At 53.9% G+C, this 24,680-nt stretch carries 25 protein-coding genes and 1 pseudogene; 9 read left to right on the top strand and 17 right to left on the bottom strand.

Annotation, left to right across the window (positions count from 1 at the left end; all coding sequences use genetic code 11):
* Positions 1-83: 83 nt before the first annotated feature.
* The 3 genes from yrbN (at position 84) to mtr (ending at position 3,487) form a co-directional block, all read left to right on the top strand.
* On the top strand, positions 84-164 hold the full coding sequence (yrbN, locus tag VSR74_RS10990; protein WP_100249910.1) for a protein YrbN: 81 nt from the start codon (positions 84-86) through the stop codon (positions 162-164).
* On the top strand, positions 157-2,097 hold the full coding sequence (deaD, locus tag VSR74_RS10985; RefSeq protein WP_347794771.1) for an ATP-dependent RNA helicase DeaD: 1,941 nt from the start codon (positions 157-159) through the stop codon (positions 2,095-2,097). Before yrbN ends, deaD begins: the two co-directional genes overlap by 8 nt.
* A gap of 145 nt (positions 2,098-2,242) precedes the next feature.
* The gene (gene mtr, locus VSR74_RS10980; protein WP_347794770.1) at positions 2,243-3,487 is read left to right on the top strand and encodes a tryptophan permease; all 1,245 of its coding nucleotides are present in this window, start codon (positions 2,243-2,245) and stop codon (positions 3,485-3,487) included.
* 81 nt (positions 3,488-3,568) lie between these two features.
* On the opposite strand, the gene VSR74_RS10975 is transcribed toward mtr, so the two are convergent.
* The 3 genes from VSR74_RS10975 to ubiU form a co-directional block, all read right to left on the bottom strand.
* A complete protein-coding gene (locus VSR74_RS10975; protein WP_347794769.1) occupies positions 3,569-4,576 on the bottom strand; it encodes a luciferase-like monooxygenase in 1,008 nt (335 codons plus the stop codon).
* A 145-nt stretch (positions 4,577-4,721) separates the two neighbouring features.
* Positions 4,722-5,600, bottom strand: a complete 879-nt coding sequence (locus VSR74_RS10970) for a U32 family peptidase (protein ID WP_347794768.1) — start codon at positions 5,598-5,600, stop codon at positions 4,722-4,724.
* 8 nt (positions 5,601-5,608) lie between these two features.
* Positions 5,609-6,604, bottom strand: coding sequence for a ubiquinone anaerobic biosynthesis protein UbiU (ubiU, locus tag VSR74_RS10965; protein ID WP_015962877.1), 996 nt, complete (start codon positions 6,602-6,604; stop codon positions 5,609-5,611).
* Positions 6,605-6,809: 205 nt separating this feature from the next.
* Between ubiU and ubiT the strand changes: the two genes are divergently transcribed.
* Together ubiT and VSR74_RS10955 are read left to right on the top strand one after the other, a co-directional pair.
* A complete protein-coding gene (ubiT, locus tag VSR74_RS10960) occupies positions 6,810-7,334 on the top strand; it encodes a ubiquinone anaerobic biosynthesis accessory factor UbiT (protein WP_347794767.1) in 525 nt (174 codons plus the stop codon).
* A complete protein-coding gene (locus tag VSR74_RS10955) occupies positions 7,328-7,831 on the top strand; it encodes a GNAT family N-acetyltransferase (protein ID WP_347794766.1) in 504 nt (167 codons plus the stop codon). Before ubiT ends, VSR74_RS10955 begins: the two co-directional genes overlap by 7 nt.
* Here VSR74_RS10955 and VSR74_RS10950 read toward each other — a convergent pair.
* Complete coding sequence (locus VSR74_RS10950) at positions 7,818-8,102, bottom strand: GIY-YIG nuclease family protein (RefSeq protein ID WP_347794765.1); 285 nt, start codon at positions 8,100-8,102, stop codon at positions 7,818-7,820. The genes VSR74_RS10955 and VSR74_RS10950 overlap by 14 nt on opposite strands.
* Positions 8,103-8,156: 54 nt before the next feature.
* On the opposite strand from VSR74_RS10950, the gene VSR74_RS10945 reads away from it, so the two are divergent.
* Positions 8,157-8,600, top strand: coding sequence for a YhbP family protein (locus VSR74_RS10945; RefSeq protein WP_347794764.1), 444 nt, complete (start codon positions 8,157-8,159; stop codon positions 8,598-8,600).
* Here the strand turns inward: VSR74_RS10945 and VSR74_RS10940 are convergent.
* Positions 8,580-9,098 carry a type 1 glutamine amidotransferase domain-containing protein gene (locus VSR74_RS10940; RefSeq protein ID WP_347794763.1) on the bottom strand — a complete coding sequence of 173 codons (519 nt, stop codon included), beginning with the start codon at positions 9,096-9,098 and terminating at the stop codon, positions 8,580-8,582. The genes VSR74_RS10945 and VSR74_RS10940 overlap by 21 nt on opposite strands.
* A gap of 104 nt (positions 9,099-9,202) precedes the next feature.
* Between VSR74_RS10940 and VSR74_RS10935 the strand changes: the two genes are divergently transcribed.
* Positions 9,203-9,844: an NAD-dependent epimerase/dehydratase family protein gene (locus tag VSR74_RS10935; RefSeq protein WP_347794762.1), complete on the top strand. Its 642-nt coding sequence runs from the start codon at positions 9,203-9,205 to the stop codon at positions 9,842-9,844.
* A gap of 29 nt (positions 9,845-9,873) precedes the next feature.
* Here the strand turns inward: VSR74_RS10935 and dolP are convergent, their stop codons facing one another.
* Genes dolP through VSR74_RS10915 form a run of 4 tightly spaced genes read right to left on the bottom strand, consistent with a single transcriptional unit; the run spans position 9,874 to position 13,513 of the window.
* Positions 9,874-10,449, bottom strand: a complete 576-nt coding sequence (dolP, locus tag VSR74_RS10930) for a division/outer membrane stress-associated lipid-binding lipoprotein (RefSeq protein ID WP_347794761.1) — start codon at positions 10,447-10,449, stop codon at positions 9,874-9,876.
* A 9-nt stretch (positions 10,450-10,458) separates the two neighbouring features.
* Complete coding sequence (diaA, locus tag VSR74_RS10925) at positions 10,459-11,049, bottom strand: DnaA initiator-associating protein DiaA (protein ID WP_347794760.1); 591 nt, start codon at positions 11,047-11,049, stop codon at positions 10,459-10,461.
* A gap of 29 nt (positions 11,050-11,078) precedes the next feature.
* The gene (locus VSR74_RS10920) at positions 11,079-11,465 is read right to left on the bottom strand and encodes a YraN family protein (RefSeq protein WP_347794759.1); all 387 of its coding nucleotides are present in this window, start codon (positions 11,463-11,465) and stop codon (positions 11,079-11,081) included.
* The gene (locus VSR74_RS10915; RefSeq protein WP_347794758.1) at positions 11,423-13,513 is read right to left on the bottom strand and encodes a penicillin-binding protein activator; all 2,091 of its coding nucleotides are present in this window, start codon (positions 13,511-13,513) and stop codon (positions 11,423-11,425) included. Before VSR74_RS10915 ends, VSR74_RS10920 begins: the two co-directional genes overlap by 43 nt.
* Positions 13,514-13,576: 63 nt before the next feature.
* On the opposite strand from VSR74_RS10915, the gene rsmI reads away from it, so the two are divergent.
* Both rsmI and VSR74_RS10905 read left to right on the top strand, forming a co-directional pair.
* On the top strand, positions 13,577-14,437 hold the full coding sequence (gene rsmI / locus VSR74_RS10910) for a 16S rRNA (cytidine(1402)-2'-O)-methyltransferase (protein ID WP_347794757.1): 861 nt from the start codon (positions 13,577-13,579) through the stop codon (positions 14,435-14,437).
* A gap of 5 nt (positions 14,438-14,442) precedes the next feature.
* Positions 14,443-14,704, top strand: a pseudogene (locus tag VSR74_RS10905) (hypothetical protein); the annotation flags it as partial.
* 155 nt (positions 14,705-14,859) lie between these two features.
* Here VSR74_RS10905 and VSR74_RS10900 read toward each other — a convergent pair.
* The 8 genes from VSR74_RS10900 to VSR74_RS10865 form a co-directional block, all read right to left on the bottom strand.
* Positions 14,860-15,633, bottom strand: a complete 774-nt coding sequence (locus VSR74_RS10900; protein WP_347794756.1) for a DeoR/GlpR family DNA-binding transcription regulator — start codon at positions 15,631-15,633, stop codon at positions 14,860-14,862.
* Positions 15,634-15,743: 110 nt separating this feature from the next.
* On the bottom strand, positions 15,744-16,787 hold the full coding sequence (gene gatD / locus VSR74_RS10895) for a galactitol-1-phosphate 5-dehydrogenase (RefSeq protein WP_347794755.1): 1,044 nt from the start codon (positions 16,785-16,787) through the stop codon (positions 15,744-15,746).
* Between the two features lie 46 nt (positions 16,788-16,833).
* A complete protein-coding gene (locus tag VSR74_RS10890) occupies positions 16,834-18,207 on the bottom strand; it encodes a PTS galactitol transporter subunit IIC (protein WP_347794754.1) in 1,374 nt (457 codons plus the stop codon).
* 4 nt (positions 18,208-18,211) lie between these two features.
* Positions 18,212-18,496: a PTS galactitol transporter subunit IIB gene (gatB, locus tag VSR74_RS10885; RefSeq protein ID WP_347794753.1), complete on the bottom strand. Its 285-nt coding sequence runs from the start codon at positions 18,494-18,496 to the stop codon at positions 18,212-18,214.
* Positions 18,497-18,525: 29 nt separating this feature from the next.
* Entirely contained in the window at positions 18,526-18,990 is a 465-nt protein-coding gene (gatA, locus tag VSR74_RS10880) for a PTS galactitol transporter subunit IIA (protein WP_347794752.1), read from the bottom strand.
* A gap of 14 nt (positions 18,991-19,004) precedes the next feature.
* Positions 19,005-20,276 carry a tagatose-bisphosphate aldolase subunit GatZ gene (gatZ, locus tag VSR74_RS10875; RefSeq protein ID WP_347794751.1) on the bottom strand — a complete coding sequence of 424 codons (1,272 nt, stop codon included), beginning with the start codon at positions 20,274-20,276 and terminating at the stop codon, positions 19,005-19,007.
* A 48-nt stretch (positions 20,277-20,324) separates the two neighbouring features.
* Positions 20,325-21,179, bottom strand: coding sequence for a tagatose bisphosphate family class II aldolase (locus VSR74_RS10870; protein ID WP_347794750.1), 855 nt, complete (start codon positions 21,177-21,179; stop codon positions 20,325-20,327).
* 299 nt (positions 21,180-21,478) lie between these two features.
* The gene (locus VSR74_RS10865) at positions 21,479-24,673 is read right to left on the bottom strand and encodes a peroxidase family protein (RefSeq protein ID WP_347794749.1); all 3,195 of its coding nucleotides are present in this window, start codon (positions 24,671-24,673) and stop codon (positions 21,479-21,481) included.
* Between the last annotated feature and the right edge of the window lie 7 nt (positions 24,674-24,680).

Below are 24,680 nucleotides of genomic sequence, written 5' to 3'. Positions count from 1 at the left end.
ATCTTTTTGATTGCCATCACCTTCGCGGGTGAGGGCGTTGTTGTTCGTTAATACACCTACTTTGAGCCGGTTCACACTTTTCAATGAAAATTGCAGATCAATTTCATGATGAGTTATGTAGACTGGCCGCCATTAATATCGAGGCACTTGTACTACATGGCTGAATTCGAAACCACTTTTGCAGATCTGGGCCTGAAGGCTCCTATCCTTGAAGCCCTTAACGATCTGGGTTACGAAAAACCATCTCCGATCCAGGCTGAGTGCATTCCGCACCTGCTGGGCGGTCGTGACGTGCTGGGCATGGCCCAGACAGGTAGTGGTAAAACCGCAGCGTTTTCCCTGCCACTGCTGAACAATCTTGATCCTGAGCTGAAAGCACCTCAAATCCTGGTGCTGGCACCGACCCGCGAACTGGCGGTTCAGGTTGCTGAAGCCATGACGGATTTCTCTAAACATATGCGCGGCGTAAACGTGGTTGCCCTGTACGGCGGCCAGCGTTATGACGTGCAGTTACGCGCCCTGCGTCAGGGGCCGCAGATCGTCGTCGGTACGCCGGGTCGTCTGCTGGATCACCTGAAACGCGGCACCCTGGATCTCTCTAAACTGAGCGGTCTGGTTCTGGATGAAGCTGACGAAATGCTGCGCATGGGCTTCATCGAAGACGTTGAAACCATTATGGCTCAGATCCCGGAAGGTCATCAGACCGCTCTGTTCTCAGCCACCATGCCGGAAGCGATTCGTCGTATTACCCGCCGCTTTATGAAAGAGCCGCAGGAAGTACGCATTCAGTCCAGCGTGACTACCCGTCCTGACATCAGCCAGAGCTACTGGACTGTGTGGGGCATGCGTAAAAACGAAGCACTGGTTCGTTTCCTGGAAGCGGAAGATTTTGATGCGGCGATTATCTTCGTTCGTACTAAAAACGCGACCCTGGAAGTGGCAGAAGCCCTTGAGCGTAACGGCTACAACAGCGCCGCGCTGAACGGTGACATGAACCAGGCACTGCGTGAGCAGACGCTGGAACGCCTGAAAGATGGTCGTCTGGACATCCTGATTGCGACCGACGTTGCGGCCCGTGGCCTGGACGTTGAGCGTATCAGCCTGGTCGTAAACTACGATATCCCGATGGATTCAGAGTCTTACGTTCACCGTATCGGTCGTACCGGTCGTGCGGGTCGTGCTGGCCGCGCGCTGCTGTTCGTTGAGAACCGCGAGCGTCGTCTGCTGCGCAACATCGAACGCACCATGAAGCTGACCATTCCGGAAGTTGAACTGCCGAATGCAGAACTGCTGGGCAAACGTCGTCTGGAAAAATTTGCCGCGAAAGTGCAGCAGCAACTGGAAAGCAGCGATCTGGATCTCTACCGTGGCCTGCTGGCGAAAATCCAGCCGACTGCAGAAGGCGAAGAACTGGATATCGAAACTCTGGCCGCAGCACTGCTGAAAATGGCACAGGGCGAACGTACTCTGATCGTTCCGCCAGACGCGCCGATGCGTCCGAAACGCGAATTCCGCGACCGTGATGACCGTGGCCCGCGCGATCGTAACGATCGTGCTCCGCGTGGCGACCGTGAAGATCGTCCGCGTCGCGAACGTCGTGATGCTGGCGATATGGAACTGTATCGCATTGAAGTGGGCCGTGATGATGGCGTTGAAGTTCGTCACATCGTTGGTGCGATTGCCAACGAAGGCGATATCAGCAGCCGTTACATCGGTAACATCAAACTGTTCGGTACGCACTCCACTATCGAACTGCCGAAAGGTATGCCGGGCGAAGTACTGCAGCACTTTACTCGTACCCGCATCCTGAACAAACCGATGAACATGCAGCTTTTGGGCGACGCGCAACCGCGTCCTGAGCGTAGCGGTGGACGTGGTTTCGGCGGTGAACGTCGTGAAGGCGGTCGTGGCTTCGGCGGTGAACGTCGTGAAGGCGGTCGTAGCTTCGGTGGCGAACGTCGTGAAGGCGGTCGCGGTGATGGTCGTCGCTTCAGCGGTGAACGCCGTGAAGGTGGTCGTGGCCCGCGTCGTGATGATGCTGCTGCTCCGCGTCGTGATGACTCCGCTGGTCGTCGCCGTTTCGGCGGTGATGCATAAAAAAACGCCGTTTGTTAGCGTAAAGTAAAATATACAGCCCCGGTTGAGAAATCGGGGCTTTTTTTATTTTCTTTGTACTCGTGTACTGGTACATTGGCGACGTGCTAATTAATAGCAAAGAATGATTCACTGGAGATATCGGCAAATGGCGACACTTACCACTACAGCTTCACGACCGTCACTCTTTGGCGGCGTGGTGATCATCGGCGGTACCATTATTGGCGCGGGCATGTTCTCGCTGCCGGTGGTGATGGCTGGTAGCTGGTTCTTCTGGTCGCTGGCGGCGCTGATTTTCACCTGGTTCTGCATGCTGCATTCCGGGTTGATGATCCTCGAGGCGAACCTCAACTACCGCATCGGCGCGAGCTTCGACACGCTGACCAAAGATCTCCTTGGTAGAGGCTGGAATATCATCAACGGCATCTCGATTGCCTTTGTGCTCTATATCCTGACCTACGCCTATATTTCAGCAAGCGGCTCCATTCTGCACCACACTTTTGCAGAGATGTCGCTGAACGTACCGGCGCGTGTGGGCGGTTTCACCTTCGCACTGCTGGTCGCCTTTATTGTCTGGATGAGTACCAAAGCGGTTAGCCGCATGACGGCTATCGTACTGGGCGCGAAAGTGATCACTTTCTTCCTGACGTTCGGCAGCCTGCTGGGGCATGTTGAACCTGCGACGCTGTTTAACGTCGCAGAAAGTAATGCCTCTTACACCCCGTATCTGCTGATGACGCTGCCGTTTTGCCTGGCCTCCTTTGGCTACCACGGTAACGTGCCGAGCCTGATGAAGTACTACGGCAAAGATCCGCAGACCATCGTGAAGTGCCTGGTCTACGGCACGTTGCTGGCGCTGGGTCTGTATGCCATCTGGTTACTGGGAACGATGGGCAATATCCCGCGCCCGGAATTTATTGGTATCGCCGAGAAAGGCGGGAACATTGATGTTCTGGTACAGGCGCTGAGCGGTGTGCTGAATAGCCGCAGCCTGGATTTGCTGCTGGTGGTGTTTTCTAACTTCGCGGTAGCGAGCTCATTCCTGGGCGTGACGCTGGGCCTGTTCGATTACCTGGCTGACCTGTTTGGCTTTGATGATAGCGCGATGGGGCGCTTTAAAACGGCACTGCTGACCTTCGTTCCACCCATTATTGGTGGCCTGCTGTGGCCGAACGGCTTCCTGTACGCGATTGGCTATGCAGGGCTGGCGGCGACTATCTGGGCGGCAATTGTTCCGGCTCTGCTGGCGCGCGCATCCCGTAAACGCTTCGGTAGCCCGAAATTCCGCGTCTGGGGCGGTAAGCCGATGATTGCGCTGATTCTGGTGTTTGGTATTGGTAACGCGCTGGTGCATATTTTGTCGAGTTTTGATTTGCTGCCGGTTTATCGGTAATTGTGCGGCCTGATGCCCTCACCCTAACCCTCTCCTACAGGGAGAGGGGACAGCCCGGAGTGAGGGGCACATAAACCGCACTTACCCCAACAACTCTTCCTTCACATCCATCGCCAGCCCAAATGAGTGCAGCCGCGCCTGATGATCGAAAATCTGCCCGTTGACCATGATTTCATCCGCGTCAGTTTCACGCAGAATCGACTCCAGGCCGTGGCGCACTTTCGCTTTATCCCCGACCAGCGACATACTCAGCGCCTGCTGTACGCCATACTGCTCGGACGGCGACCAGAACTGATCCATATTTTGAATCGGCGGCGGTAGCTGCCCGGTTTCGCCACGGCGCAGCTTCACAAAGGCCTGCTGCATTGAGGTGAACAGATATTCCGCGTCGCGATTGCTGTCGGCAGCGATGATATTGATACACACCATCGCGTACGGTTTGTCCAGCCGCGCGGAAGGTTTGAAGTTGGTGCGGTAAAGGTGCAGCGCCTGGAATAACATATCCGGCGCGAAGTGTGAGGCGAAGGCAAACGGCAGGCCGAGCTGTGCGGCAAGCTGCGCACTGTAGAGGCTTGAGCCCAGCAACCACACCGGGATTTTTTCGCCGTAGCCGGGAACAGGACGCACGTGCGGGTTGGGGTCACGGGCGTCAAACCAGTCGACCAGCTCCGCCACATCGCGGGGGAAATTATCCACATCGCCGCTCATGTGACGGCGCAGCGCCATCATGGTTCGCTGGTCGCTGCCCGGCGCACGTCCCAGGCCTAAATCAATACGCCCCGGATAAAGCGTATTGAGCGTACCGAACTGCTCGGCAATCACCAGCGGGGAGTGGTTGGGTAGCATCACACCGCCTGAACCGAGATGCAGGGTGGTGGTATTCGCCGCCAGATAGCCAATCAGCACGGAGGTCGCCGCGCTGGCAATGCCGGTCATGTTGTGGTGTTCCGCTAACCAATAGCGGTGATAGCCACGCTTTTCGGCGAGCTTTGCGAGATCAAGGGAGTGGGCAAAGGCATCTTTGACCTGCGAACCCTGTGGCACAGGCGCAAGATCGAGCAACGAGAAAGAAACAGGTTTGTCAGTCATAAAGGCTCACTTTGTTACAGCGTCATCATCAGATTGAAGGTCTTGTTCCAGCCTGGCAGCGCAGCGCGCTGTCGGCCAGAAAAGCTGCATCTTTAATACTGCATTAAAAATTGATGATTGTTGTTAACAAAGTGAGCTTTTTTTATCATGCTTGCAGCTCCAGGCCCGCCAGACGTTTCCAGTAACCGTTACAGTCGCTGTTAGCGGTAAGGTTCAGCGGCGCCTGGCCATTTTCGTTGGCGCGGAAGGCATTCAGCATCTCAAACGTTTCGGTGCCCAGCGGCGAGAGACGCACGATATCTACCAGACCTTCCATTGATGCCAGTTCATTACCCAGGTTGTAGACATAACCGCTCATGGTCTGAATACCGTTCAGCACGAAGACCTGCTGATTTTCCTGCGACAGCATGCTGCGCCCGTTCGGGTATTTGATGCAGCAGGTTTCGCACTCATCTTTCGGTTTGTCTTCTGAGCGAGCGGTAAAGCAGCGGGCGGAGTAAGCCAGCGGCAGGTGGCCATAGCTCAACACCTCCACCTCGAACTGATCACGAATGCCTAACTCTTCACACTGGGTCAGCAGGTTCGCCAGCCAGTCGCGGGAGAGTTCAACCGGCATGCACCAGCGGGTCATCCCCTGCTTCGCCAGCAGGCGCAGGGTAACGGCGTTATAACAGTTCAGCGCGTGCCCGGCGACAAACGGTAGCTTGCGTTCGGCGCACATATTCACCACCCCGAGGTCGCTCGCTTCCAGCAGGAAGTCGCCGTTCTCGACATAGCGTTTAAGCTCGCCCAGTTCCGAAGAGGCCTGCACCAGCGCCAGTGTAGACAGTACAATCTGCTTGCCGCTGCCGGCCAGCGATTTCGCCATATCCAGCCAGTCGCCAACTTTGGTGGCGCGGCGCTTGCTGCACACCGCTTCGCCCAGATAGATGATATCGGCACTGCTGGTGGCGGCCTGCTGGTAAAATTCTTCCAGCGTCTCTTTTGGCCAGTAGTACAACACCGGCCCTAATGAATATTTCATGCTCATTCCTACTGCCATTTGCGGTGATATGCACCAAGCGTGGTCTGTGTGCCTTCGGACATTGAACCGAGGGTGTCCATCCATGCCGCCTGCGGCACAAAGTTTTGCGGATCCGCAATGCAGCGGTCGATGGCCTGACGCCAGACTTTTGCTACCTGGCTGACATAGGCCGGGCTGCGCTGACGGCCTTCGATTTTGACGGAAGCGATATTGGCCGCCAGCAGTTCCGGCAGCAGTTCCAGGGTATTCAGGCTGGTTGGCTCTTCGAGGGCGTGATAGCGCTCGCCGTCGACCAGATAGCGCCCTTTGCACAGCGTCGGATAACCAGCGTTTTCACCGTCCTGGTAGCGGTCGATCAGCACTTCATTAAGACGCGACTCCAGCCCCTGCGGCGTTTGCTGCCAGCGAACATAGCGCGCCGGGGAGCATGCGCCGACGGTATTCGGTGATTCGCCGGTCAGGTAAGATGACAGATAGCAACGCCCTTCTGCCATAATGCACAGGCTACCGAAGGCAAACACCTCCAGCGGAACCGGCGTGACGCGTGCCAGTTGTTTCACCTGATGAATAGAAAGCACGCGCGGCAATACCACGCGAGCAACATCAAAGTTACGGTGATAAAAACGAATCGCTTCTTCGTTAGTCGCGGAAGCCTGAACGGAGACGTGGCGCTCAATATGCGGATAGCGTTCCGCGGCATACTCCAGCATGGCAATGTCAGCGAGGATCAACGCATCTGCGCCAAGCTGAGCCGCCATATCCACCGCGCGTTGCCAGCGAACATAGCCGTCCGGATGCGCGAAGGTATTGATGGCGATGTGCAGCTTGCGTTTATGCTGATGCACAAAGCTGACGGCTTCCTGCAGTTTTTTCTCTGTAAAGTTCAGGCCGGCAAAATGGCGGGCGTTGGTATCATCTTTAAGGCCGATATAGACAGCATCGGCGCCGTTTTCGATGGCCGCCTTAAGCGCCGGGAGATTTCCGGCAGGGCAGAGCAACTCCATAATTCTTCCTGCAGATAGCAATAATGTTAACGAGGTGGGATTTTAGTTAACCTGGCGGCAATTATTTTTGATTTGAGGCAGACAAAAGCGTATTGATGGCACCAATAATGGTTAGCTATTCCTACATAATTGTTGATTTACGCCGCTATGTCGTTTATCTGATATGGCAAAATAGTGGGATTATTGCATTCAGGGAGTAAAGCTTGTGTTGGATAAACTGCGTTCACGTCTGGTTCATATTGCCCCGACTCTGATGAGTGTACCGGTGAAGTTCGCGCCGTTCGCCCTTAAGCGTCAGGTGCTGGAACAGGTGCTTAGCTGGCAATTTCGGCAGGCGCTGGCCGATGGCGAACTGGAATTTCTCGAAGGGCGTTGGCTGAGCATTGAGGTGCGTGATATTGGCCTGCGGTGGTTCACCTCCGTCGAGAACGGCAGTCTGATTGTGAGTGAATCAGCACAGGCAGATGTAAGCTTTAGCGCGGATGCCAGCGATCTACTGATGATCGCCGCGCGTAAACAAGATCCCGACACGCTTTTCTTCCAGCGTCGGCTGGTGATTGAAGGCGATACGGAACTGGGGTTGTACGTCAAAAACCTGATGGATGCTATTGAGCTTGAGCAAATGCCAAAAGCGCTACGCGTGATGCTGATGCAACTGGCTGACTTCGTGGAAGCGGGGCTGAAGACACCATCAGACTCTAAACACACATCGGTAGGTGAGCCATGCTGATTCGAGTGGAAATTGGAATTGATGCGCCGGGAATTGATTCCCTGCTGCGCCGTACTTTTAACGGTGACGGGGAAGCCGAGCTGGTTCGCGAACTACGCGAAGATGGCCTGATTACGCTTGGCGTGGTGGCGACAGATGATGAAGGTCATGTCGTTGGCTATGTGGCATTTAGCCCGGTGAGCGTAGAGGGCGAAGAGCTACAGTGGGTTGGGCTTGCGCCGCTGGCGGTTGATGAAAACTACCGCGGTCAGGGGCTGGCGCGCCAGATGGTCTATGAGGGCCTCGATTCCCTGAATGAGTTCGGTTATGCCGCAGTCGTCACGCTGGGCGAGCCCGCGTTGTACGGCCGTTTTGGCTTCGAACGCGCCGCACAGTACGACTTACGTTGCCGCTGGCCGGATACGGAAGACGCGTTCATGGTTCATCGTCTGGCGGATGACGCGCTAAACGGTGTTCATGGCCTGGTGGAATATTCCGACCACTTTAATCGTTTCTGAGTCCCTTCAGCAGGGCTTCAAACGAACCATCTCCAGCGACGAGGTGCTCTTTCTGGCGCTTCGTTAGCTGTTTAATACGGTATTCCAGTCTTAACGCTAGCGAGCGTTCACCAACTTCACCTGAAAACGCCAGCGTCAGCTCACCTTTGCCGCGTAACGCTTTTGCGCCTTTACCACTCTGGTGTTGGGCAAAACGGCGCGCCACGTCTGTGGTGATCCCGGTGTAGAGTTTGTCGTCCGCCGTGCGGATCAGATAAAGAAACCAGAGCACGAATTGAAACCTGTATAGTAAAGTGAACGCACCTTAGCATAACGGAGAGAAAAGATGGAAACGCTTGCTGCCATTAGTCGCTGGCTGACAAAACAGCACGTTGTAAGCTGGTGTGTGGCGAATGAGGGTGAACTCTGGTGCGCGAATGCGTTCTTTGTGTATGACCCGGAGCGCATCGCCTTTTATCTTCTCAGTGACACCACCACCCGCCATGGTCAAATGACCGGTAAACTTGCGCCTGTTGCAGGTACGGTGAATGGTCAGCCGAAAACCGTGGCTCTGATTCGCGGTGTACAGTTTAAAGGGGAGATTCGTCTGCTGGAGGGCGATGAGAGCGACGAGAAGCGCGCGCTCTATCTGCGACGCTTCCCGGTCGCCAGAATGTTGTCAGCCCCCGTCTGGGAAATTCGTCTTGATGAACTCAAGTTTACTGACAACACGCTGGGCTTCGGTAAAAAACTGCATTGGTTACGGGATTCAGGCACCCAGCAGGCGTAACGCTTCCCGGTTAAATGCCGGTAAATCATCCGGCGTTCGGCTGGTCACCAGTTGGTCATTGTCGACCACCACTTCCTGGTCGTAAAAATCCGCCCCGGCATTTTTCACATCCACTACAATAGGTTTCACGGCGGTAAGCTTACGCCCGCGCACCACATCAGCGCTGATAAGCAACTGAGGCCCGTGACAGATAGCAAATACAGGTTTACCGGTGTTCACAAAATCGCGGGTGAAGGTGACAAAACGCTCGTCGCCGCGCAGGTAGTCAGGTGAATGACCACCCGGTAGCAGCAGGGCATCAAACTCCGATGGGCTGACCTGGTCAATGGCGGCGTCAATCTTCACTTTCGCTTCGCCGCGTTTGCCTGTTACCGTCTTCCCGACCTGCTTCTCAATAGTGATAACCTGATGGCCTGCTTTGCGAAAAGCGTCTGCCGGTGAAGTGAACTCTGAATCTTCAAACTCGTCGGTGATCAAGACGGCTATTTTCTTGCTCATGATTCCTCCATGGTTTTGGCTTCAGAAAAAATCCTGCGAACTATAAAGTGTGGGGCAGGATGGCGGGATCGCAAGGTAGAAGAATCTGTAAAAAGGGGAACTGAATGAGTCAGGTATTGATAACGGGTGCGACTGGTCTGGTTGGTGGGCACTTACTGCATCTTCTGTTGCAGGAACCCCACATCTACTCGATTGCTGCACCCACACGGCGCCCTCTGGAGGGTTCGCCGGAAGTTTTTAATCCGCACGATCCCCAGCTTAGCGACGCGCTGGCGCAGGTCACAACGCCCATTGATATCGTATTCTGCTGTCTGGGCTCCACCCTGCGTGAAGCGGGTTCAAAAGAGGCGTTTATTCAGTCGGACTACACGCTGGTCGTCGACACTGCGCTGACCGGTCTGCGGCTGGGCGCAAAGCATATGCTGGTGGTGAGCGCGATGGGGGCCAGTGCGCATTCGCCCTTTTTCTATAATCGCGTGAAAGGGGAAATGGAAGAGGCGCTGATCGCGCAGCAGTGGCCGCATCTGACCATTGCACGTCCCTCCATGCTGGTGGGTGAACGGCATAAAAAACGGCTCAATGAGTCGCTGCTGGCGCCGCTGTTCGGCTTTTTGCCGGGTAACTGGAAATCGATTAAAGCGCGTGACGTGGCGCAGGCAATGCTGACAGAAGCATTGTCGCCCAGGAAGGAGCCGGTTACGATTTTGAAGTCAGGAGAGTTGCGCGAAATAGCGCGACGGAGATAAGGCCTGCGATTGCCGCAGGCCATTAACCGTTACTGAATGTAGGTAAACGCGGTGGTTACGCGTTTGACACCACTTACGCGACTGGCGATATCGGCGGCAGCTTTCCCTTCACGATCGGTCACTACACCCATCAGGAAGACTTCACCATTTTCCGTCGTCACTTTCACGTTGGACGATTTCACCTGGTCGGTGGTCAACAACTGAGAACGCACCTTGGTGGTGATCCAGGTATCCGTAGAGGCCGTACCCAGGCTAATTGGCGTCCCCTGGCGGATCTCGTTGAACACTTCGCTGGTTCCTTCAACGCCCATTGCTATCTGTTTGGCCTGAGATGCCAGCCCGGTATTTGGCGCCTGGCCGACCAGCAGTACTTTGCCCTGATAGGCTGTGACGTTGATGCGCGCTTCTTTCTTAATCTGTTCGTCTTTCGACAGCGCGGTATTCACGCGTAATTCCAGCGTGCCATCATCAACCTGTGTGCCCACGCTACGCGGGTCGGTTGCTGCTTTGGTGCCGACAGCAGCGCCGCCAACCACGGCAGCAGCCACACATCCCTGAAGCAGCAGCGCGGAAATAAGGACTGCGAGGGGCGAGAATGCCTTCATATGTACTCCTTAATCGTCCTGGTGTGGGAAAAGCGTGTTATCAATAAGATCGGACAGGCAGTTCACCGTCAGCATATGCATTTCCTGAATGCGCGCACTGCGGTGAGACGGAATGCGGATTTCCACATCCTGCTGACCGAGTAATCCCGCCAGTTCACCGCCATCGTAGCCAGTCAGGGCGACGATAGTCATATCGCGCGTGACGGCGGCTTCCACCGCTTTCACGATATCGCGGCTGTTGCCACGGGTTGAAATCGCCAGTAACACATCTCCGGCATGGCCCAGCGCGCGAACCTGCTTGGCGTAGATTTCATCGTGTAAGCGATCGTTTGCGATTGCCGTTAAGACCACGTTATCGGCGTTAAGTGCAATCGCTGGTAAACCAGGGCGCTCAGTTTCGTAACGGTTGATCATACAGGCAGCAAAATGCTGTGCGTTGGCGGCGGAAGAACCGTTACCACAACAGAGAATTTTGTTGCCATTGAGCAGTGATTGCACAAGGGTCATAGCGGCTCGGGAGATAGCATCCGGGAGGGCTTCTGCCGCTGCAATTTGCGTTTGAATGCTTTCCGTGAAGCAAACTTTAATTCTTTCGAGCACGATTTCCCTTTAAATTCTTGATGTTGCTATTAGCAAAATGCGTTTTTAAACCATTCGATCTCATTGCCAGTGAAGGCTACCACATCGAAACGGCAATCCACAGTATCAAAACTCCCATTGTGACGGGCGAGCCACAATTGAGCAGTGTGTAATAATTTATGTTGCTTGCTCCGGGTAACGCTGGCGGCAGCGCCGCCATAAGCCCCGGAAGTACGATAACGGACTTCTACAAAAACCGTTACCGTACCGTCGCGCATGATCAGGTCTATCTCGCCGCCGCGATCGCGGACGTTGGCGGCGATGAAACTCAGCCCCTGATGCTCCAGCCAGCGACGCGCGCGAAGTTCCGCCGCGTCGCCGCTCTGTTTGGTGGTTAATTTGCTGAAACGACCTGACCCTGTTGGTATTTGAGCCATGATAACTTCCTGTTAATCACGCAATCCTGTGTTGCTGTCAAATCACCGGTGTTGCCGTTCAGTTCAAAGCCCGGCACCTGGCGCATCTGTGAGAAGTGGTTCGCCAGCGACCATGCATCTGCGCCCATTGCATACAGACGGGCCAGAGAGTAGTCGTTATTCACCGCGCGCAGCGCCTGCTGCATCAGCGATGGGTTGCTGCCTGCCAGCATCGGGATTTCACTGTACTGCAAGCCTTCCATCTCTAAACGGAAATCGGGCCCGGCGACGCCCTGTGCGCTGCGGGAGCTGGCATATAGTGTTGCGCCGCCCTGGCTGCCGTTACGCATGGCGATCATCGGTTTGATGAACGCAATTTCCTGCGCTGTCGCTACGATATACGCGGCATCCACTTTACCACCGCTGCTGATTTGCGCGTCGCTCGGTGGTGCCGGAATGGTCAAATCGCCAATGGTGACGCTTTGCGGTTGATTCTGGCTGGTGGTGACAGGGCTGCCTGTCAGGGCAATACCTGCGCCGCCATTTACGCCGCCGCGCAGTTCAGACAGAGAACCAAACTTCTGCTGCAATACGGTTCCGCCACCCAGGGTTTGCCACTCATCGGCAAAGGCGCGTGTCACGCGGTCACCCAATGCACTGCGCGGTACCAACAGCAGCGGAGCCTGTTTGCCCTGCTCATGAATATGACGGGCGGCATCACGGGCTTCATCTTCCGGCGACAGCGCGAAGTAGCAGACGTTCGCACGGTTAGTCACCGATTCCGGCTGGTTAAGCGCCAGTACGTTCAGCGGCGTGTTGCTTTTCAGCAAATCGTCGACGTGATTTTTCAGTAGTGGGCCAACCACCAGCGTGACGCCATCCTGCTGTGCCTGGGTCAGAATCTGACTCATCGGCTGCGTGGTGGTGTCGTAGATTTTTAGTTCGGCAGAGGGATTGGCAGCAACGGGTTGCGTCACAGGAGTCGCTGTTTCAGTTTGCGGTGCCGTAACTGGAGCGGGTTCCTGCTGCTGTGGGGCCGCCGTTACCGATTGTACCGGCGCTTGCGCGGGCGTTGGCGCCTGAACCGGCTGCGTTTGCGGTGAGGTCAGGTCTGTGACTTCGGCCTGAGACGGGCTCACTACGTCATTCGTCGATGCCGCCTGTGCAACCTGTTCAGGCACCGCGCTGCCGCTTACCGGAGAAATCCCGTTTTTCGCGGCTTCAAAACCCTGCTGAATAGCGCGGCCAAATACCGCAGCCTGGCCGTTTAACGGCAGCAGAAGGGCGATCTTATTGGTTGAAGCGGGTTTAAAACTCTGGACATTCACCAGTTGAGTGGGCAGCAGTTTCGCCCCCGGGTTCTGCGGATAGCGGGTTTGCCAGTCTTTGATCCCGGCTTTCATCATGTCCGGGTCGTTACGGTTATCGAACCAGACGCGTTGCAGATCAAGCCAGCCCTGCAGCACGTTTTCGTCGGCATTGATGACCAGCGCTTTGGCCTGTTCCTGGGTCATCGTCGAGAGCGCCTGCCAGGTGGCATCAATATTTTTCTGTTTTTCCGGCACGGCGGTTAGCAGTGGTTCCTGGGCGATTAACGCCCGCAGAAGCGTAAGAGAGGGTCTGCCTTGCTGTGATGCAATGTTATCGGCCCAGAAGCGGATCTGCTGATTAGTATTCAGATCGTTTGGAGATATTTTCGCCAGCAGCGTTTCCGCGCCTTTGAAATCCTGCTGTGCAAGTTTGATTTCGACAGCCAGCAGCGATTGTTCCTGGCGTTGATCATCGCTCAGTTCTTTCGGCAACTGGCCGAACAACTCTATCGCCTGCTGGCTTTTACCTTCTTTCAGCAGTGCACGAATGGCGAGTAATTGCCAGTTGGTCTTGCTATCATTCGTACTCTGCTGCATCTGCTGCAGGTAATAGCCAGAGTCTGCCTGCGCGGTTCCCTCTAAATGGGGTGCACTCTGGTCCTGCGTTTGCTGGGTGCCACAGCCGGCGAAAAGTAATGCCGCCAGAACAACGGGCAGGCAGCGCGCGGCTTTAGGACGAAGAAATGTTGACGGTACCATATGTATCCAGTGATATTTTTTTGGCTCAATGCTCAATATTAAATCGGCAATACGGATGAAACAATGAAACAACACGAATCAGATGCGAATTCTGAAGGTCAGCTCTATATTGTACCCACTCCTATCGGGAATTTGGCTGATATCACCCAACGTGCATTAAATGTCTTGCAAGCCGTTGATTTAATTGCCGCTGAGGACACTCGTCATACTGGTTTACTGCTGCAACATTTCGCGATTAACGCCCGTTTATTTGCGCTTCACGACCATAACGAACAACAAAAAGCGGAAACGCTGCTGGCGAAGCTGAAAGAGGGGCAGAACATCGCGCTGGTCTCTGACGCCGGCACTCCGCTGATTAACGATCCTGGCTATCATCTGGTGCGTACCTGCCGTGAAGCGGGCATTCGTGTCGTTCCACTGCCAGGGCCATGCGCCGCGATTGCAGCGTTAAGCGCCGCCGGGGTGCCTTCAGATCGCTTCTGCTACGAAGGTTTTCTGCCTGCGAAGTCGAAAGGCCGTCGTGATGCGCTGAAAGCGATTGAAGAGGAGCCACGCACGCTGATTTTTTATGAGTCAACTCACCGTCTGTTAGATAGCCTGGAAGATATCGTCGCGGTACTGGGCGAATCCCGCTACGTGGTGCTGGCGCGCGAACTGACCAAAACCTGGGAATCTATTCACGGCGCGCCGGTCGGTGAACTGTTGGCGTGGGTGAAGGAAGATGAAAACCGTCGCAAAGGCGAGATGGTGCTGATTGTCGAAGGCCATAAAGCACAGGAAGATGACCTGCCCGCCGACGCGCTGCGCACACTGGCATTGCTCCAGGCGGAGCTACCGCTGAAGAAAGCAGCGGCGCTGGCGGCGGAAATTCATGGTGTGAAGAAGAATGCGCTGTATAAGTATGCGCTGGAGCAGCAGGGGTAGTGATTGTGAGCACGTACAAACCGCCTTTTACAGTGACACCTTTAATGCTCAACCAGGTTGTGGAAATTGGTGAGTTGATGGGGCATTGGGCGGTGATGGCTGGTCTGGTAGATGTACCGGGCCAGTTGCGTAATGGCGATGTCGGTGTATATCGCGGCCAACGGCTTCTCCATATGGCACCACCTGCTTCTCGAGTCCCGCGCTTGATAGAGAGCCTTCTGCAACGGCCGTATGGGGCGCTTGTGGCAAACCTTAATCCTGAGCGAGTGAAGGTGTGGCAACTAAAAGGTAAAATACAGAGAGTGGGGCCGACCAAGAGAGGGACGTGGCGTGTGCTATAAGCTGCGTTTTTAACCAGAAAGAAAGTGGCCGGGAATAGTGGGCACTTCCTTTCTGAATTTATATTTGCATTGAGATTTTAGTTAAACGATCAAGAGCTCGACACCCGTTTTATCCAGCGCCTGTTTGTCCTGTTTGCTGATACTGTCATCCGTTATCACACAATTGATTCTGTCCATCGGTAGCACTTGATTAAAACCGCGCCGATTAAATTTTGTTGCATCCAGTACGGCGATAACTTTGTGTGCGGCCGCTGCCATAACGCCGCTTATGGAATATCCTTCGTTAAACGTTGTTATGCCGTTGGTAGCATCAATGCCGTCAGCCCCTACAAACATTAAGTCGGCGCTGATGTCATGTAGTGAATGTTCAGCAATCGCGCCATGCATTGAGTGTGTTTTATGTCGGACTGTTCCGCCACAAACCACTAATGTCAGGTCTTTGTTATCCGATAAGACATAAGCGGCGGGGAGGTTGTTGGTAATCACCGTAATATTGCTTTTGCGGGTTAGCGCTTCTGCAATCAATAAAGTGGTACTGCCGCTATCCAGGATCACCGTCATCCCTTCTTCAATCATTGCTGCCGCGGCCTGAGCGATTCGCTTCTTCGGATCGCTTGCGAGTTGATACCGATCTTCGAGGATTATCTCCTGATTATCGCCTTCTGCCAGATGGCTTCCGGGCTTTGCCGCGCCGCCATGAAAACGTGTGACAAGACCTTTCTCTTCCAGTAAACGCAGATCGGCACGGATAGTCACCTCCGAGATACCAAAGGTATTCGAAAGATCCATCACCAGTACGCTACCCTGGGTATTAATCAGATCGACGATTTTGTTCCTTCGTTCAAATGAATTCATGTTGATTTGCCTGATAATTAATTGTAAGTAGTTTAATCGAAGGATTGCGAAAGGTGAACGTCAAATTTCGAAAGTAAATGTGAGCCAGCGCAGGTTGCTGGCTCATGTTCTCAGGCGAGATTAAGGAGAATTTTGCCCTGCATTGGGGCACCGTTCAGCGCTTTTACCGCTCTGGCGAAACTCTCTGCATCGCCTCGGTGGGCGATAAGCGGCTCCAGTTGTAGACGTTTTTCGGCTAATAAACGCGCGGCAATTTCCCATTCTTTACCCGGCCAGGGGGCGGAATAGTTCATCCAACTGCCGAGCAGAGTGAGTTCTTTACGCAATATTTGCCCGAAAATGTTGGATGTTAGCGTCAGGTCGTGATGAAGCGTCCCTACTAAAGCCAGTTGTGCTCGTGGCCCGGCAATCTCAATGGCAAGAGAAACCGTTTGCGGCGTCCCCGCTGTTTCCAGCACCAGTTGGTCAAACTGAAAATCAGACATGGAGGAGGTCATCTCCCCGGTGGTCATCTCCCGGCTATTAAAGATATGCGTGGCACCCAGTTCTTTTGCCAGCATCAGTTTTTGTGGGTTGATATCAATGGCCGTAACACTTTTTGCGCCTAATTCCCGGGCGCACTGTAGCGCCAGCAATCCAATTGTCCCTGCGCCGACGATAATGACGTTTTTACCTTCACAGCCTTGAGCTAGCTGAAATGCATGAAGGCCCACTGTAATTGGCTCGATAAACGCCCCATCTTCAATCGGCATATCTGAAGGCAGGCGGAAAAGATTTGCCCGCTTCACAACGATGTACTCGGCATTTCCCCCTTCGCTGCGCGAACCGACAAACTGATACTTCTTACAAAGTGAGAAGTATCCACGTTCGCACTGTGGGCAGTGGAAGCAGGGAAGTAAAGGCACACAAGCAACAGCATCGCCCGGCTGAATGTCCGTGACGTCAGCGCCATAACTTTCAACATAGCCACTAAACTCATGCCCCAGCGTTATAGGGTAATAATGCGCGCCGCGTGCGAAGATTCGGGGGATATCTGAGCCACATAACCCTGAGCTGACCACTTTAACCAGTACATCATCTCCGGCTGCCAGTTGCGGCACTGGGCGTTCTTCAACGCGCACGTCTCCCTCAGCGTGAATCACCACTGATTTCATAATATTCTCCAGTAAAAGAAAGGGGGGAGCAGTTGCTCCCCTGAAATTAAGAGGAGGTCTGGCTTTCTGTTATTGCCGCCGCTTTTTCCACAGCGGTGAAATTACGTGCCCGACGCCAGGTAAGGAGCACCCCGGTAAAATAGATTGCGGCGATAACCACGAAGCCCACAACGTTTTGCCAGGTGAAGAGTTGAATCAGCAACCAGGTGATTGGCGAGCCCCCCTGATCCATCGACGCCACCATTCCACCCGCTTTTAACGCCCCGGCATTCGCAGCCAGTTGCGTATGCAGACCGATAGTTTGCGTGGCAATCCACAAGGTAATTCCCATGATAATGACGCCAGAGATCAGTGTGCGGAACAGATTGCCCTGGTGGACTGCAACGGCCATGGCAACAAAGAAGCCAATCGTCGCAAGATCGCCAAATGGCAGTACCTGGTTGCCTGGCACCAGCACGGCGACCAGGATGGTAAGAGGGATGAATATCAGGCTGGCTGAAACCACCGATGTATGGCCGAGTAGCAGCGCAGGATCGAGACCAATCAAAAACTCTTGCCCGCCAAATTTTGCCTGTAGGCGCTTACGCGCATGCTTTGCGATAGGCGTTAGCCCGTCCATGATGGGTTTAATTACGCGCGGCATCAGCAGCATCACTGCGGCGGTTTTCACGGCCAGTTGCAGTACGCCCTTCACGTCGTAGCCCGCGAGCATGCCAATCACCAGCCCCATTACAAAGCCTACGGTGACGGGTTCGCCGAAAGGCCCGAAGCGTTTTTGTACATCATCGGCGCTGAAATGAATACGATTGAGGCCAGGGATTTTTTCGATAAGGGTATCGACCAGAACTGCAATCGGGCCGAGGTATGCGGAAGAGCCGTGCGGTATAGCGATACCTTCAAGACCAAAGAAGTCGCGAGTGTCTTTAGCAAACCAGTCGCCGAGTTTGTAGACGAATGCCGCATGAACCACGACGCCCAGAATACCTAACCAGTAAGAACCCGTTGCCAGGTGGAGCATGGCGCCGGTGAAGGTCATGTGCCAGATATTCCAGATATCAACGTTTACTACTCGCGTCATCCTGGTGATCAGCATCAGGATATTGACGCCAATCGCCAGGGGGATCGCGATGAGGGCAATTTGTGATGCCCAGGTCATCGGGGAGGAGCCGGGCCAGCCGATATCAATGACATGCAGGTTAATCTGGAAATGTTCGGCCATCGCTTTCGCGGCTGGCCCAATAGAATCCAGCATCAGGCCAATGACCAGCCCAATCCCGACAAAGCCAATGCCGATATGAAGACCCGATTTGAAGCAGTCCCCAATTTTCATCCCCAACAGCTTTGAAAAAATGATAATCACCAGCGGCAGCATTACCGTTGGGCCTAAGTCGAGGATATAACGCATGATTTCGCTAAACATGGCGTTACCCCTTCAGGATGGTCAGGATTTTTTGTTGTAAGGCTTCGATACCCACGCCAGAGACGAACGGCATCCCATGTACGACGGGAATATCGCCAAAAGTACGATCGACGCGGGCTGTGGTACAGATGAGGTCGGCGCCATCCATATAGGTTTCGATTTCTGTAACCCGGCACTGCACAAGATCGAGGTTGATATTATTGGCATCGCAAAGTTCTTTTATCTCTTCAGCCGCCATTGTTGAGGTTGCTACCGCACCGCCACATGCCACAATTACTTTACGTTTCATCGGATATTCCCTTTATTATCTGTTTATTATCAAGCCTGTGCGCAGGGCGCAGGTTCAAGGATTGTGTTTTGAAAAAGCGTTGCCAGCTCGGAATCAGATGCGCTTAGCAAGGCGTCAAGCGTGTCCGGGTTTTGCAGTTCTCCAAATAAGCGGCGCAGCAGTTTGAGTTGCGCAGTCGGGTTTTCAACGATCAACGCGATAATGAGCGATACGGCAATCTCTTCATCATCATCTGCCTGCTGGAAACTCACGGGGTTATTCGGGCGAATAAGATAGATAGCGGGTGACTTTGCATGAGTTGCTTCGCAGTGTGGAATCGCAACCGCATGCTTTTCTAACGCAATCCCCGTCGGAAATATTGCCTCCCGCTCAATGAGCGCCTGTGGGTAGGTGTCATGGACGACACCTTTTGCCACCATCTCTTCGCCAATATGCGTCAATGCTTGCTGGCGTGAGCTAAAGTGAATACCTGTGCGAACAAATAGTTGGCTCATAAACTCTCCGGTTTTCAGGCCGCATCCAGCACACAACCAAAACGGTAGGCGCGGAGTACATCCTGGATTTTGTCGATAATGAGATCGTGTGGCGTAGCCGTCAGTGTTCCTTCGGAAAGGCGTTCAAACTGAACGGGCATAAACTGGCTGATTAACCCCAACGGTATTGAGATGCCCCCGAGGTTTGCGAGCAATTTCTCAACGCTTTGTTGAATACGCGGATGCGGCCAGTAGTAACGAATCCGGTCTGACAAACTAAAGTGAATATCGACCATCGCCTGGCTCCACGTCGGGCGATAGTACTTTTTCCAGTAGCCGGGTTCGTTGAGCATAACTTCGTCAATGACTTCCAGTATTCTGCTACGTTGCTCAGGAGAAATGATTTCATTCTCCATTTGAGCAAGCGCAAAAATGGCTTCGCGCAAGGCGAAGGTGAGCGCCGGGCCAACTTTCAGAATGGCGTAGTGATCGCGCACCAGCTCGCGGTAAGCCTGGCGAGTCTGGTAGTCGGTTGAGTGTGCTTCATACACCATGGGGGTCGTTTTAATCCAGGATGAAAGCGCCTGGGCTGCTTCTGGCTGGTAATGAATTATTTGCGTGTGGTCGAACTCGACTCCGGGCTGAACGACAATGGCAATCACCCGGGTAAGGGCATCCTCCAGCCCTAATGCGCGGAAGGCTGTTTGATGCGTTTCCAGCGTATTGGCGGCATCCTGTTCATGAGTGACGTGGACTGTGCCAATCGTTGAGGCCTCTCCTCCGGGAACCGGAACTTCGGTGCCAATAACATAGGTCAGGTTACGTTTTTGCTCATCCGTCGCCGTTTCCTCAGCAGCCTGGCAGAGTAGCGCTGCGCGCTGGGCGACAACCTCTGGCCTGAGCGGCGTGGGATCATCAGCACAGGACATCGAAGCATCAAGATGGATTTTGCTGAATCCGGCGGCAACATAGGCTTTAATCAGATCCACCGATTTTTTCATTGCTTCCGCCGCGGGTTCATTTTGCCAGCAGTTTGGCCCCAGGTGATCGCCACCCAAAATTAGCCGTTCATGAGGGAAGCCGATATTTTTTGCAATGCTATAAACAAAATCACGAAAGTCGGCGGGCTTCATGCCGGTGTAGCCGCCAAATTGATTGACCTGATTTGAAGTCGCTTCAATCAGAACCTTATTATCTGTAGCCAAATCGAAGCGCAGTGCAGATTCGATGACTAAAGGATGCGCTGAACAGACCGAGCAAATGCCAAGATGTTCACCTGCTTTATGGCGTAAAATTATCTCTTTCACTTCTCTCTCCGATATCTTTTGTTTTTTTTCAACATGCTTTAAAAATCACTACATTTTTCCTTCGCATCCGCAGTCTGCGATGACTTTACGCACCACCTCTTTCATGGCCGCTTTGGCGGGCATCATGTAGTGACGCGGATCGTTGGCCTCGGTATGGGCGTTAAAATAGTGTTTGAGGGCATCTGAGAAGGCGATTTTCAGTTCTGTCGCTACGTTGACCTTGCAAATTCCCAGTGAGATTGCGCGCTGAATATCGTGTGTTGAAAGCCCTGATGCGCCATGAAGGACGAGGGGAATATCGACACACTGGCGAATTTCCGCCAGGCGTTCAAAATCTAATTTAGGCTCTGCTGTATAGAGGCCATGGGCGGTGCCAATTGCAACGGCAAGCGAGTCAATGCCCGTTTTCTCGACGAATGTGCGAGCCTGTTCAGGATTGGTATAGAGTGCGTCTTTGCCATCGACGATCAGGTCATCTTCCTGTCCGCCTAATCGACCAAGTTCCGCTTCAACGCTGACGTCGTAGCGCTGGCAGTATTCGACCACTCGCCTTACCAACGCGATATTGTCCGTTAACGTCAGGTGCGAGCCGTCGATCATGACTGATCTGATGCCGCAGGCGACCCTGGCTTCAATATCCGTTGCGCTTTCATGATGATCGAGGTGGATTGCGAGGGGGTGATGCCACTCTTTCGCCAGTTCGCCTGCGATGGCAACAATATTGCCTGTTCCCGCATAGCTGAAGGTTCCGGGTGTTCCGGAAACGATCAGCGGGGAGCGTAGCTCTGCTGCCGTTTCTACCACGACCTGTAGGGTCTCAAGATTATGGATGTTGAAAGCAGGTACCGCATAACCTTCGCGCTGTGCTTTCTTAAGCATCGTTTTGCTTGAAATGATAAACATCCTTCCTCCGAATCGTTTCGCTTGAGTTCTTCGAAAGAATGTATAGGGTTTCGTAAGTTTGTTTTGTGATTTTGATCGTACAAACGAAAGATCGAAAGAAAATGGAGGTTATCGAAAGTTTTTGTGATAAGCGCACATTGTTACAGCATGCTCAGTGTCTGAATGCTCGTGAAATCCTTCAATACCAGAGACACGTTGGTTTTCCCTCATCCGAGTCACCCACTACCGGGATATCAACGCTCTGAGTATTTGACCCACGCGCCAGCACAGGCATATGCTGGCGCGACAGGGTCTTCCTCTTATCCGATTAGAATAAAATCGTTAATATTGACGCTGTTAGCATTTACGTTTTCTAAAGTAATGACATTGCCATTAAGCGGATTGCCGATGGTAATCACGGTACTGTTACCGGCTCCTCCGGCAATCGTGACGCTGCTGGCAAAATTCGCCGCGCTAATGCCTAATAGATTCAAATCAAGGAGATCCTGTCCACCGCCGGGATTACTGTCGAAACCGTTGGTAATACGGTCTCGTCCAAAGCCTGTGCTAAAGACGAAGGTGTCATTCCCGGAACCACCAGCCATGTTATCAGCGCCCTGGCCACCATCGATCCTATCGTTACCCGCTCCGCCTGCGATTTTATCGTTACCGGCTCCGCCCTGAAGGTTATCGGCGCCGTCACCACCATCAAGTGAGTCATTTCCGGCCCCGCCGTTCAGTTGATCGTTTCCTCCCATTCCATACAAAAAGTCATTACCGTTGCCACCGTTGATGGTGTTGGCAATGGCATTCCCTCTGCCGGTGAACGTGCCCACCCCGCTGAACACCAGTGTTTCGAGGTTATTGGTCAACGTGTAATTCTGTAGGGTGGTCTGGACAATATCCGTCCCGCTATTACGATCTTCCGTGACGGTATCACCTTTATTATCAACGATATAGGTGTCATTCCCAATACCGCCCTTCATCACATCAGCGCCAGCGCCGCCGTTGAGTGTGTCATTACCAGCCCCACCATTGAGCGTGTCGTTGCCGCCAGCGCCATTGAGGACGTCGTTGCCAGACCCACCATTGAGGAGATCATTGCCACTCCCGCCATTAAGGGCGAGGTTGTGGCCGACGACAACCGGCGGGTTATCGAGCTGGCTCGTCCCGAAGATATTCTCAGGAAGATTGGTCAGGCCCGTGTTGCGTGCCACAATCCCGGCAAAGCCCTGCTCCTCCATGATCTCATAGAGGTCGAGATGCTCCACGCGGTCGAGATAATACAGCCGGTCACCTTCCTGAAGCCGGTCAAGTTGCTCGTGGATGATGGCCCAGAAAGTCTGGCCAACCACACCGCCATTGATGTGTTTCTCGGCGAGTCCGCCAACGAACAGGTCAACTCTGTCGATGCCTTTGACGGTATTTCCATTGATGAATTTATAGCCAGGGTTAGCTGCCAGGAAGCCTGCAATTTGAGACTCTTCCAGCACGAGGTCGGGATAAGCCTGCCTGAATTGCCCAATGACGGTGTCGCTGAGATTGTTCCGCGCCTGGAAGTCCTCCCACGAACTGTAGGGTGTGAGGGAGCCGGCAAAGCTCACTGCCTCCTGCACATACGGATCGAGAGAGGCCATCAGGTCTGCCCGGATCTGGTTCATCGAACCTAAACCGACGTCCCACTCGCGGGCGACGTCGAAGGCGAACACGTCAGCACTCATACGAACGAGGTCGTTTCGGACAGCATCGACGATATTGACGTCGACTTCTTCCGCTTGCTGGACAACACCACCGGCAATAATCCCGGCAGCACCCAGTTGCTCATAGCCTGGCTGCGGAGAGTAAGGCAGTTGCGCTTTGGGGAAGGTGAACGCGCTCGTATCGTTGGTTGGGTTGAGGAACGCGTCGAACAGCGGTACCTGCGTTGCATTGCCCTGAGCGTCGAGCACTGTCAGTGTCTGCCCTATCAGCGAATGGCCGAACCGGTAAGCAGCCGTTGCGAACTCGTGCGAGACGCGTGCATCCACTTCCGGATTGTACCCGGCGAAGCCGTGATCGCCCGTACCTCTCATCCCACCCAGCAACTTGTCGGCAAAGTCGGTGTAAATCACGCGCTGATATTCAGCCTCGTTGATTATCTTGGCTGCCTGGAAAAGCTCTTCAGCGGTTCCTTCAAATCCGGCGTCAAGCAACCCGTTGACATGGAAGTTGTGATTCCGCTCCCAGATGTTATGAATAGCGGTGAGTGCAATATTCTCGTTCGCCCGTCCATCACCCGCCACGTAGTGGTCGAGCAGGTTGATGAAGGGGTTGGTGTCGAGCAGTAGCGCGAAGCCGCTTCCCATAAAATTAGAGGTCATGGCAGGGAGCATCGATTGGTTGATCACGCCATTGCTGTCGACCAACCCGGCGAAGTACTCCTGAAAGGCCACGCTGTGATCGCCCGGCAGTGAGTTGTCGGTAAACTGCGTGTTGTTGTTCCAGTGATGCAGGATCAGCTCCCTAAGCGTAGGCAGCAGCCTGAAATCCGGATTGGATGGATCTATTCCGCCCTCTAACAGCTTGCCCGTAAATCCGCCCAGCCCGTTGCCCTCACGCAGGAACTGGCCGACGAGTTCGTTCGAGCCATAAGTCTGATTCTGGTCTGCGAAGGGGGATGTCTTGTTGAGATGCTGCGGAATACCATTGGCATCTACGCTATCAACGGTGCCACGAGTCAGATCCGCAGGATTTGGAAACGAACCCGGAGCGCCAATCTGAATCGTTCCGTTACCTCCCTTTCCGAGAAAATCGAGACCGTGATCGAAGTACTGACCGAAGGCCGTGAACAAGCTGTTCACGCCAGCGGCGTTGCCGGAGAGGTTTGCTTCCTGTGCGCCAAGGATGTTGCTGATGGCACGCGGATCCAGCCCGGAGAACAGGGGATTGATGTCGCGGTTGTGAGTTGTCTCATTCCAGGCGCCATAATGCGCGTCGGTGAGTCGTATGAACGGCTGATCGGCCGAACCATAGTTAAGGTAAACACGGTTATTGCCGGTACCTTCAAGATCGCGGATCCCGAGAGCATCGTTGTCTTCACCGCCTTCAAGCCCGTTGACGAGATTCTTGAGGCTGGCGACGTCACTGGCGGTGAGCGGGAAGGCACCGTCGCCGCCGACATCGTCATCCGTCGACGATTCTTTGCTCGCTAAGAGCGTGGGTGCGCCAGGATTCAAACTGCTTTTGATGCCGACAGGCACGGTGCGCGTGTCCTGGGGCTGTGTAGAAAGCCTGGAACTCGACGCCAGTTCAATAACTTCCAGCGGCGATGGTATGCCAGACACACCATCCTGGCCTGTGTTGTTCGCCAGTTCGGTACCTTTGTTCAGGTTGTTAGGGATAACATTGAAGGCTCGTATACTGAATGGCAGCATAAGGCTGGCGAGTATATTGAGATTGGCTCCGTCGACATATGTTTGTGCTATAGAGGGCTGATGGAGGATAAATTTCAGGTCAGGCTTTTTGATATCGGTCATTTTCATT

This window comes from Pseudocitrobacter cyperus (genome assembly GCF_039889165.1).
In the GTDB taxonomy this organism is placed as follows: domain Bacteria; phylum Pseudomonadota; class Gammaproteobacteria; order Enterobacterales; family Enterobacteriaceae; genus Pseudocitrobacter; species Pseudocitrobacter cyperus.
This window is presented reverse-complemented; position numbering and strand designations above follow the sequence as displayed.

Bases quoted from the DNA above. Each gene is read 5' to 3' on its own strand.
- ubiU (WP_015962877.1), bottom strand. From the start codon at position 6,604: ATGGAGTTGCTCTGCCCTGCCGGAAATCTCCCGGCGCTTAAGGCGGCC.
- VSR74_RS10900 (WP_347794756.1), bottom strand. From the start codon at position 15,633: ATGAATTCATTTGAACGAAGGAACAAAATCGTCGATCTGATTAATACC.
- VSR74_RS10975 (WP_347794769.1), bottom strand. From the start codon at position 4,576: ATGACTGACAAACCTGTTTCTTTCTCGTTGCTCGATCTTGCGCCTGTG.
- VSR74_RS10940 (WP_347794763.1), bottom strand. From the start codon at position 9,098: ATGAGCAAGAAAATAGCCGTCTTGATCACCGACGAGTTTGAAGATTCA.
- rsmI (WP_347794757.1), top strand. From the start codon at position 13,577: ATGAAACAACACGAATCAGATGCGAATTCTGAAGGTCAGCTCTATATT.
- gatA (WP_347794752.1), bottom strand. From the start codon at position 18,990: ATGAGCCAACTATTTGTTCGCACAGGTATTCACTTTAGCTCACGCCAG.
- VSR74_RS10920 (WP_347794759.1), bottom strand. From the start codon at position 11,465: ATGGCTCAAATACCAACAGGGTCAGGTCGTTTCAGCAAATTAACCACC.
- VSR74_RS10970 (WP_347794768.1), bottom strand. From the start codon at position 5,600: ATGAAATATTCATTAGGGCCGGTGTTGTACTACTGGCCAAAAGAGACG.
- VSR74_RS10870 (WP_347794750.1), bottom strand. From the start codon at position 21,179: ATGTTTATCATTTCAAGCAAAACGATGCTTAAGAAAGCACAGCGCGAA.
- deaD (WP_347794771.1), top strand. From the start codon at position 157: ATGGCTGAATTCGAAACCACTTTTGCAGATCTGGGCCTGAAGGCTCCT.
- VSR74_RS10915 (WP_347794758.1), bottom strand. From the start codon at position 13,513: ATGGTACCGTCAACATTTCTTCGTCCTAAAGCCGCGCGCTGCCTGCCC.
- mtr (WP_347794770.1), top strand. From the start codon at position 2,243: ATGGCGACACTTACCACTACAGCTTCACGACCGTCACTCTTTGGCGGC.
- dolP (WP_347794761.1), bottom strand. From the start codon at position 10,449: ATGAAGGCATTCTCGCCCCTCGCAGTCCTTATTTCCGCGCTGCTGCTT.
- VSR74_RS10935 (WP_347794762.1), top strand. From the start codon at position 9,203: ATGAGTCAGGTATTGATAACGGGTGCGACTGGTCTGGTTGGTGGGCAC.
- gatB (WP_347794753.1), bottom strand. From the start codon at position 18,496: ATGAAACGTAAAGTAATTGTGGCATGTGGCGGTGCGGTAGCAACCTCA.
- gatD (WP_347794755.1), bottom strand. From the start codon at position 16,787: ATGAAATCAGTGGTGATTCACGCTGAGGGAGACGTGCGCGTTGAAGAA.
- VSR74_RS10945 (WP_347794764.1), top strand. From the start codon at position 8,157: ATGGAAACGCTTGCTGCCATTAGTCGCTGGCTGACAAAACAGCACGTT.
- VSR74_RS10955 (WP_347794766.1), top strand. From the start codon at position 7,328: ATGCTGATTCGAGTGGAAATTGGAATTGATGCGCCGGGAATTGATTCC.
- VSR74_RS10865 (WP_347794749.1), bottom strand. From the start codon at position 24,673: ATGACCGATATCAAAAAGCCTGACCTGAAATTTATCCTCCATCAGCCC.
- yrbN (WP_100249910.1), top strand. From the start codon at position 84: ATGAAAATTGCAGATCAATTTCATGATGAGTTATGTAGACTGGCCGCC.
- VSR74_RS10890 (WP_347794754.1), bottom strand. From the start codon at position 18,207: ATGTTTAGCGAAATCATGCGTTATATCCTCGACTTAGGCCCAACGGTA.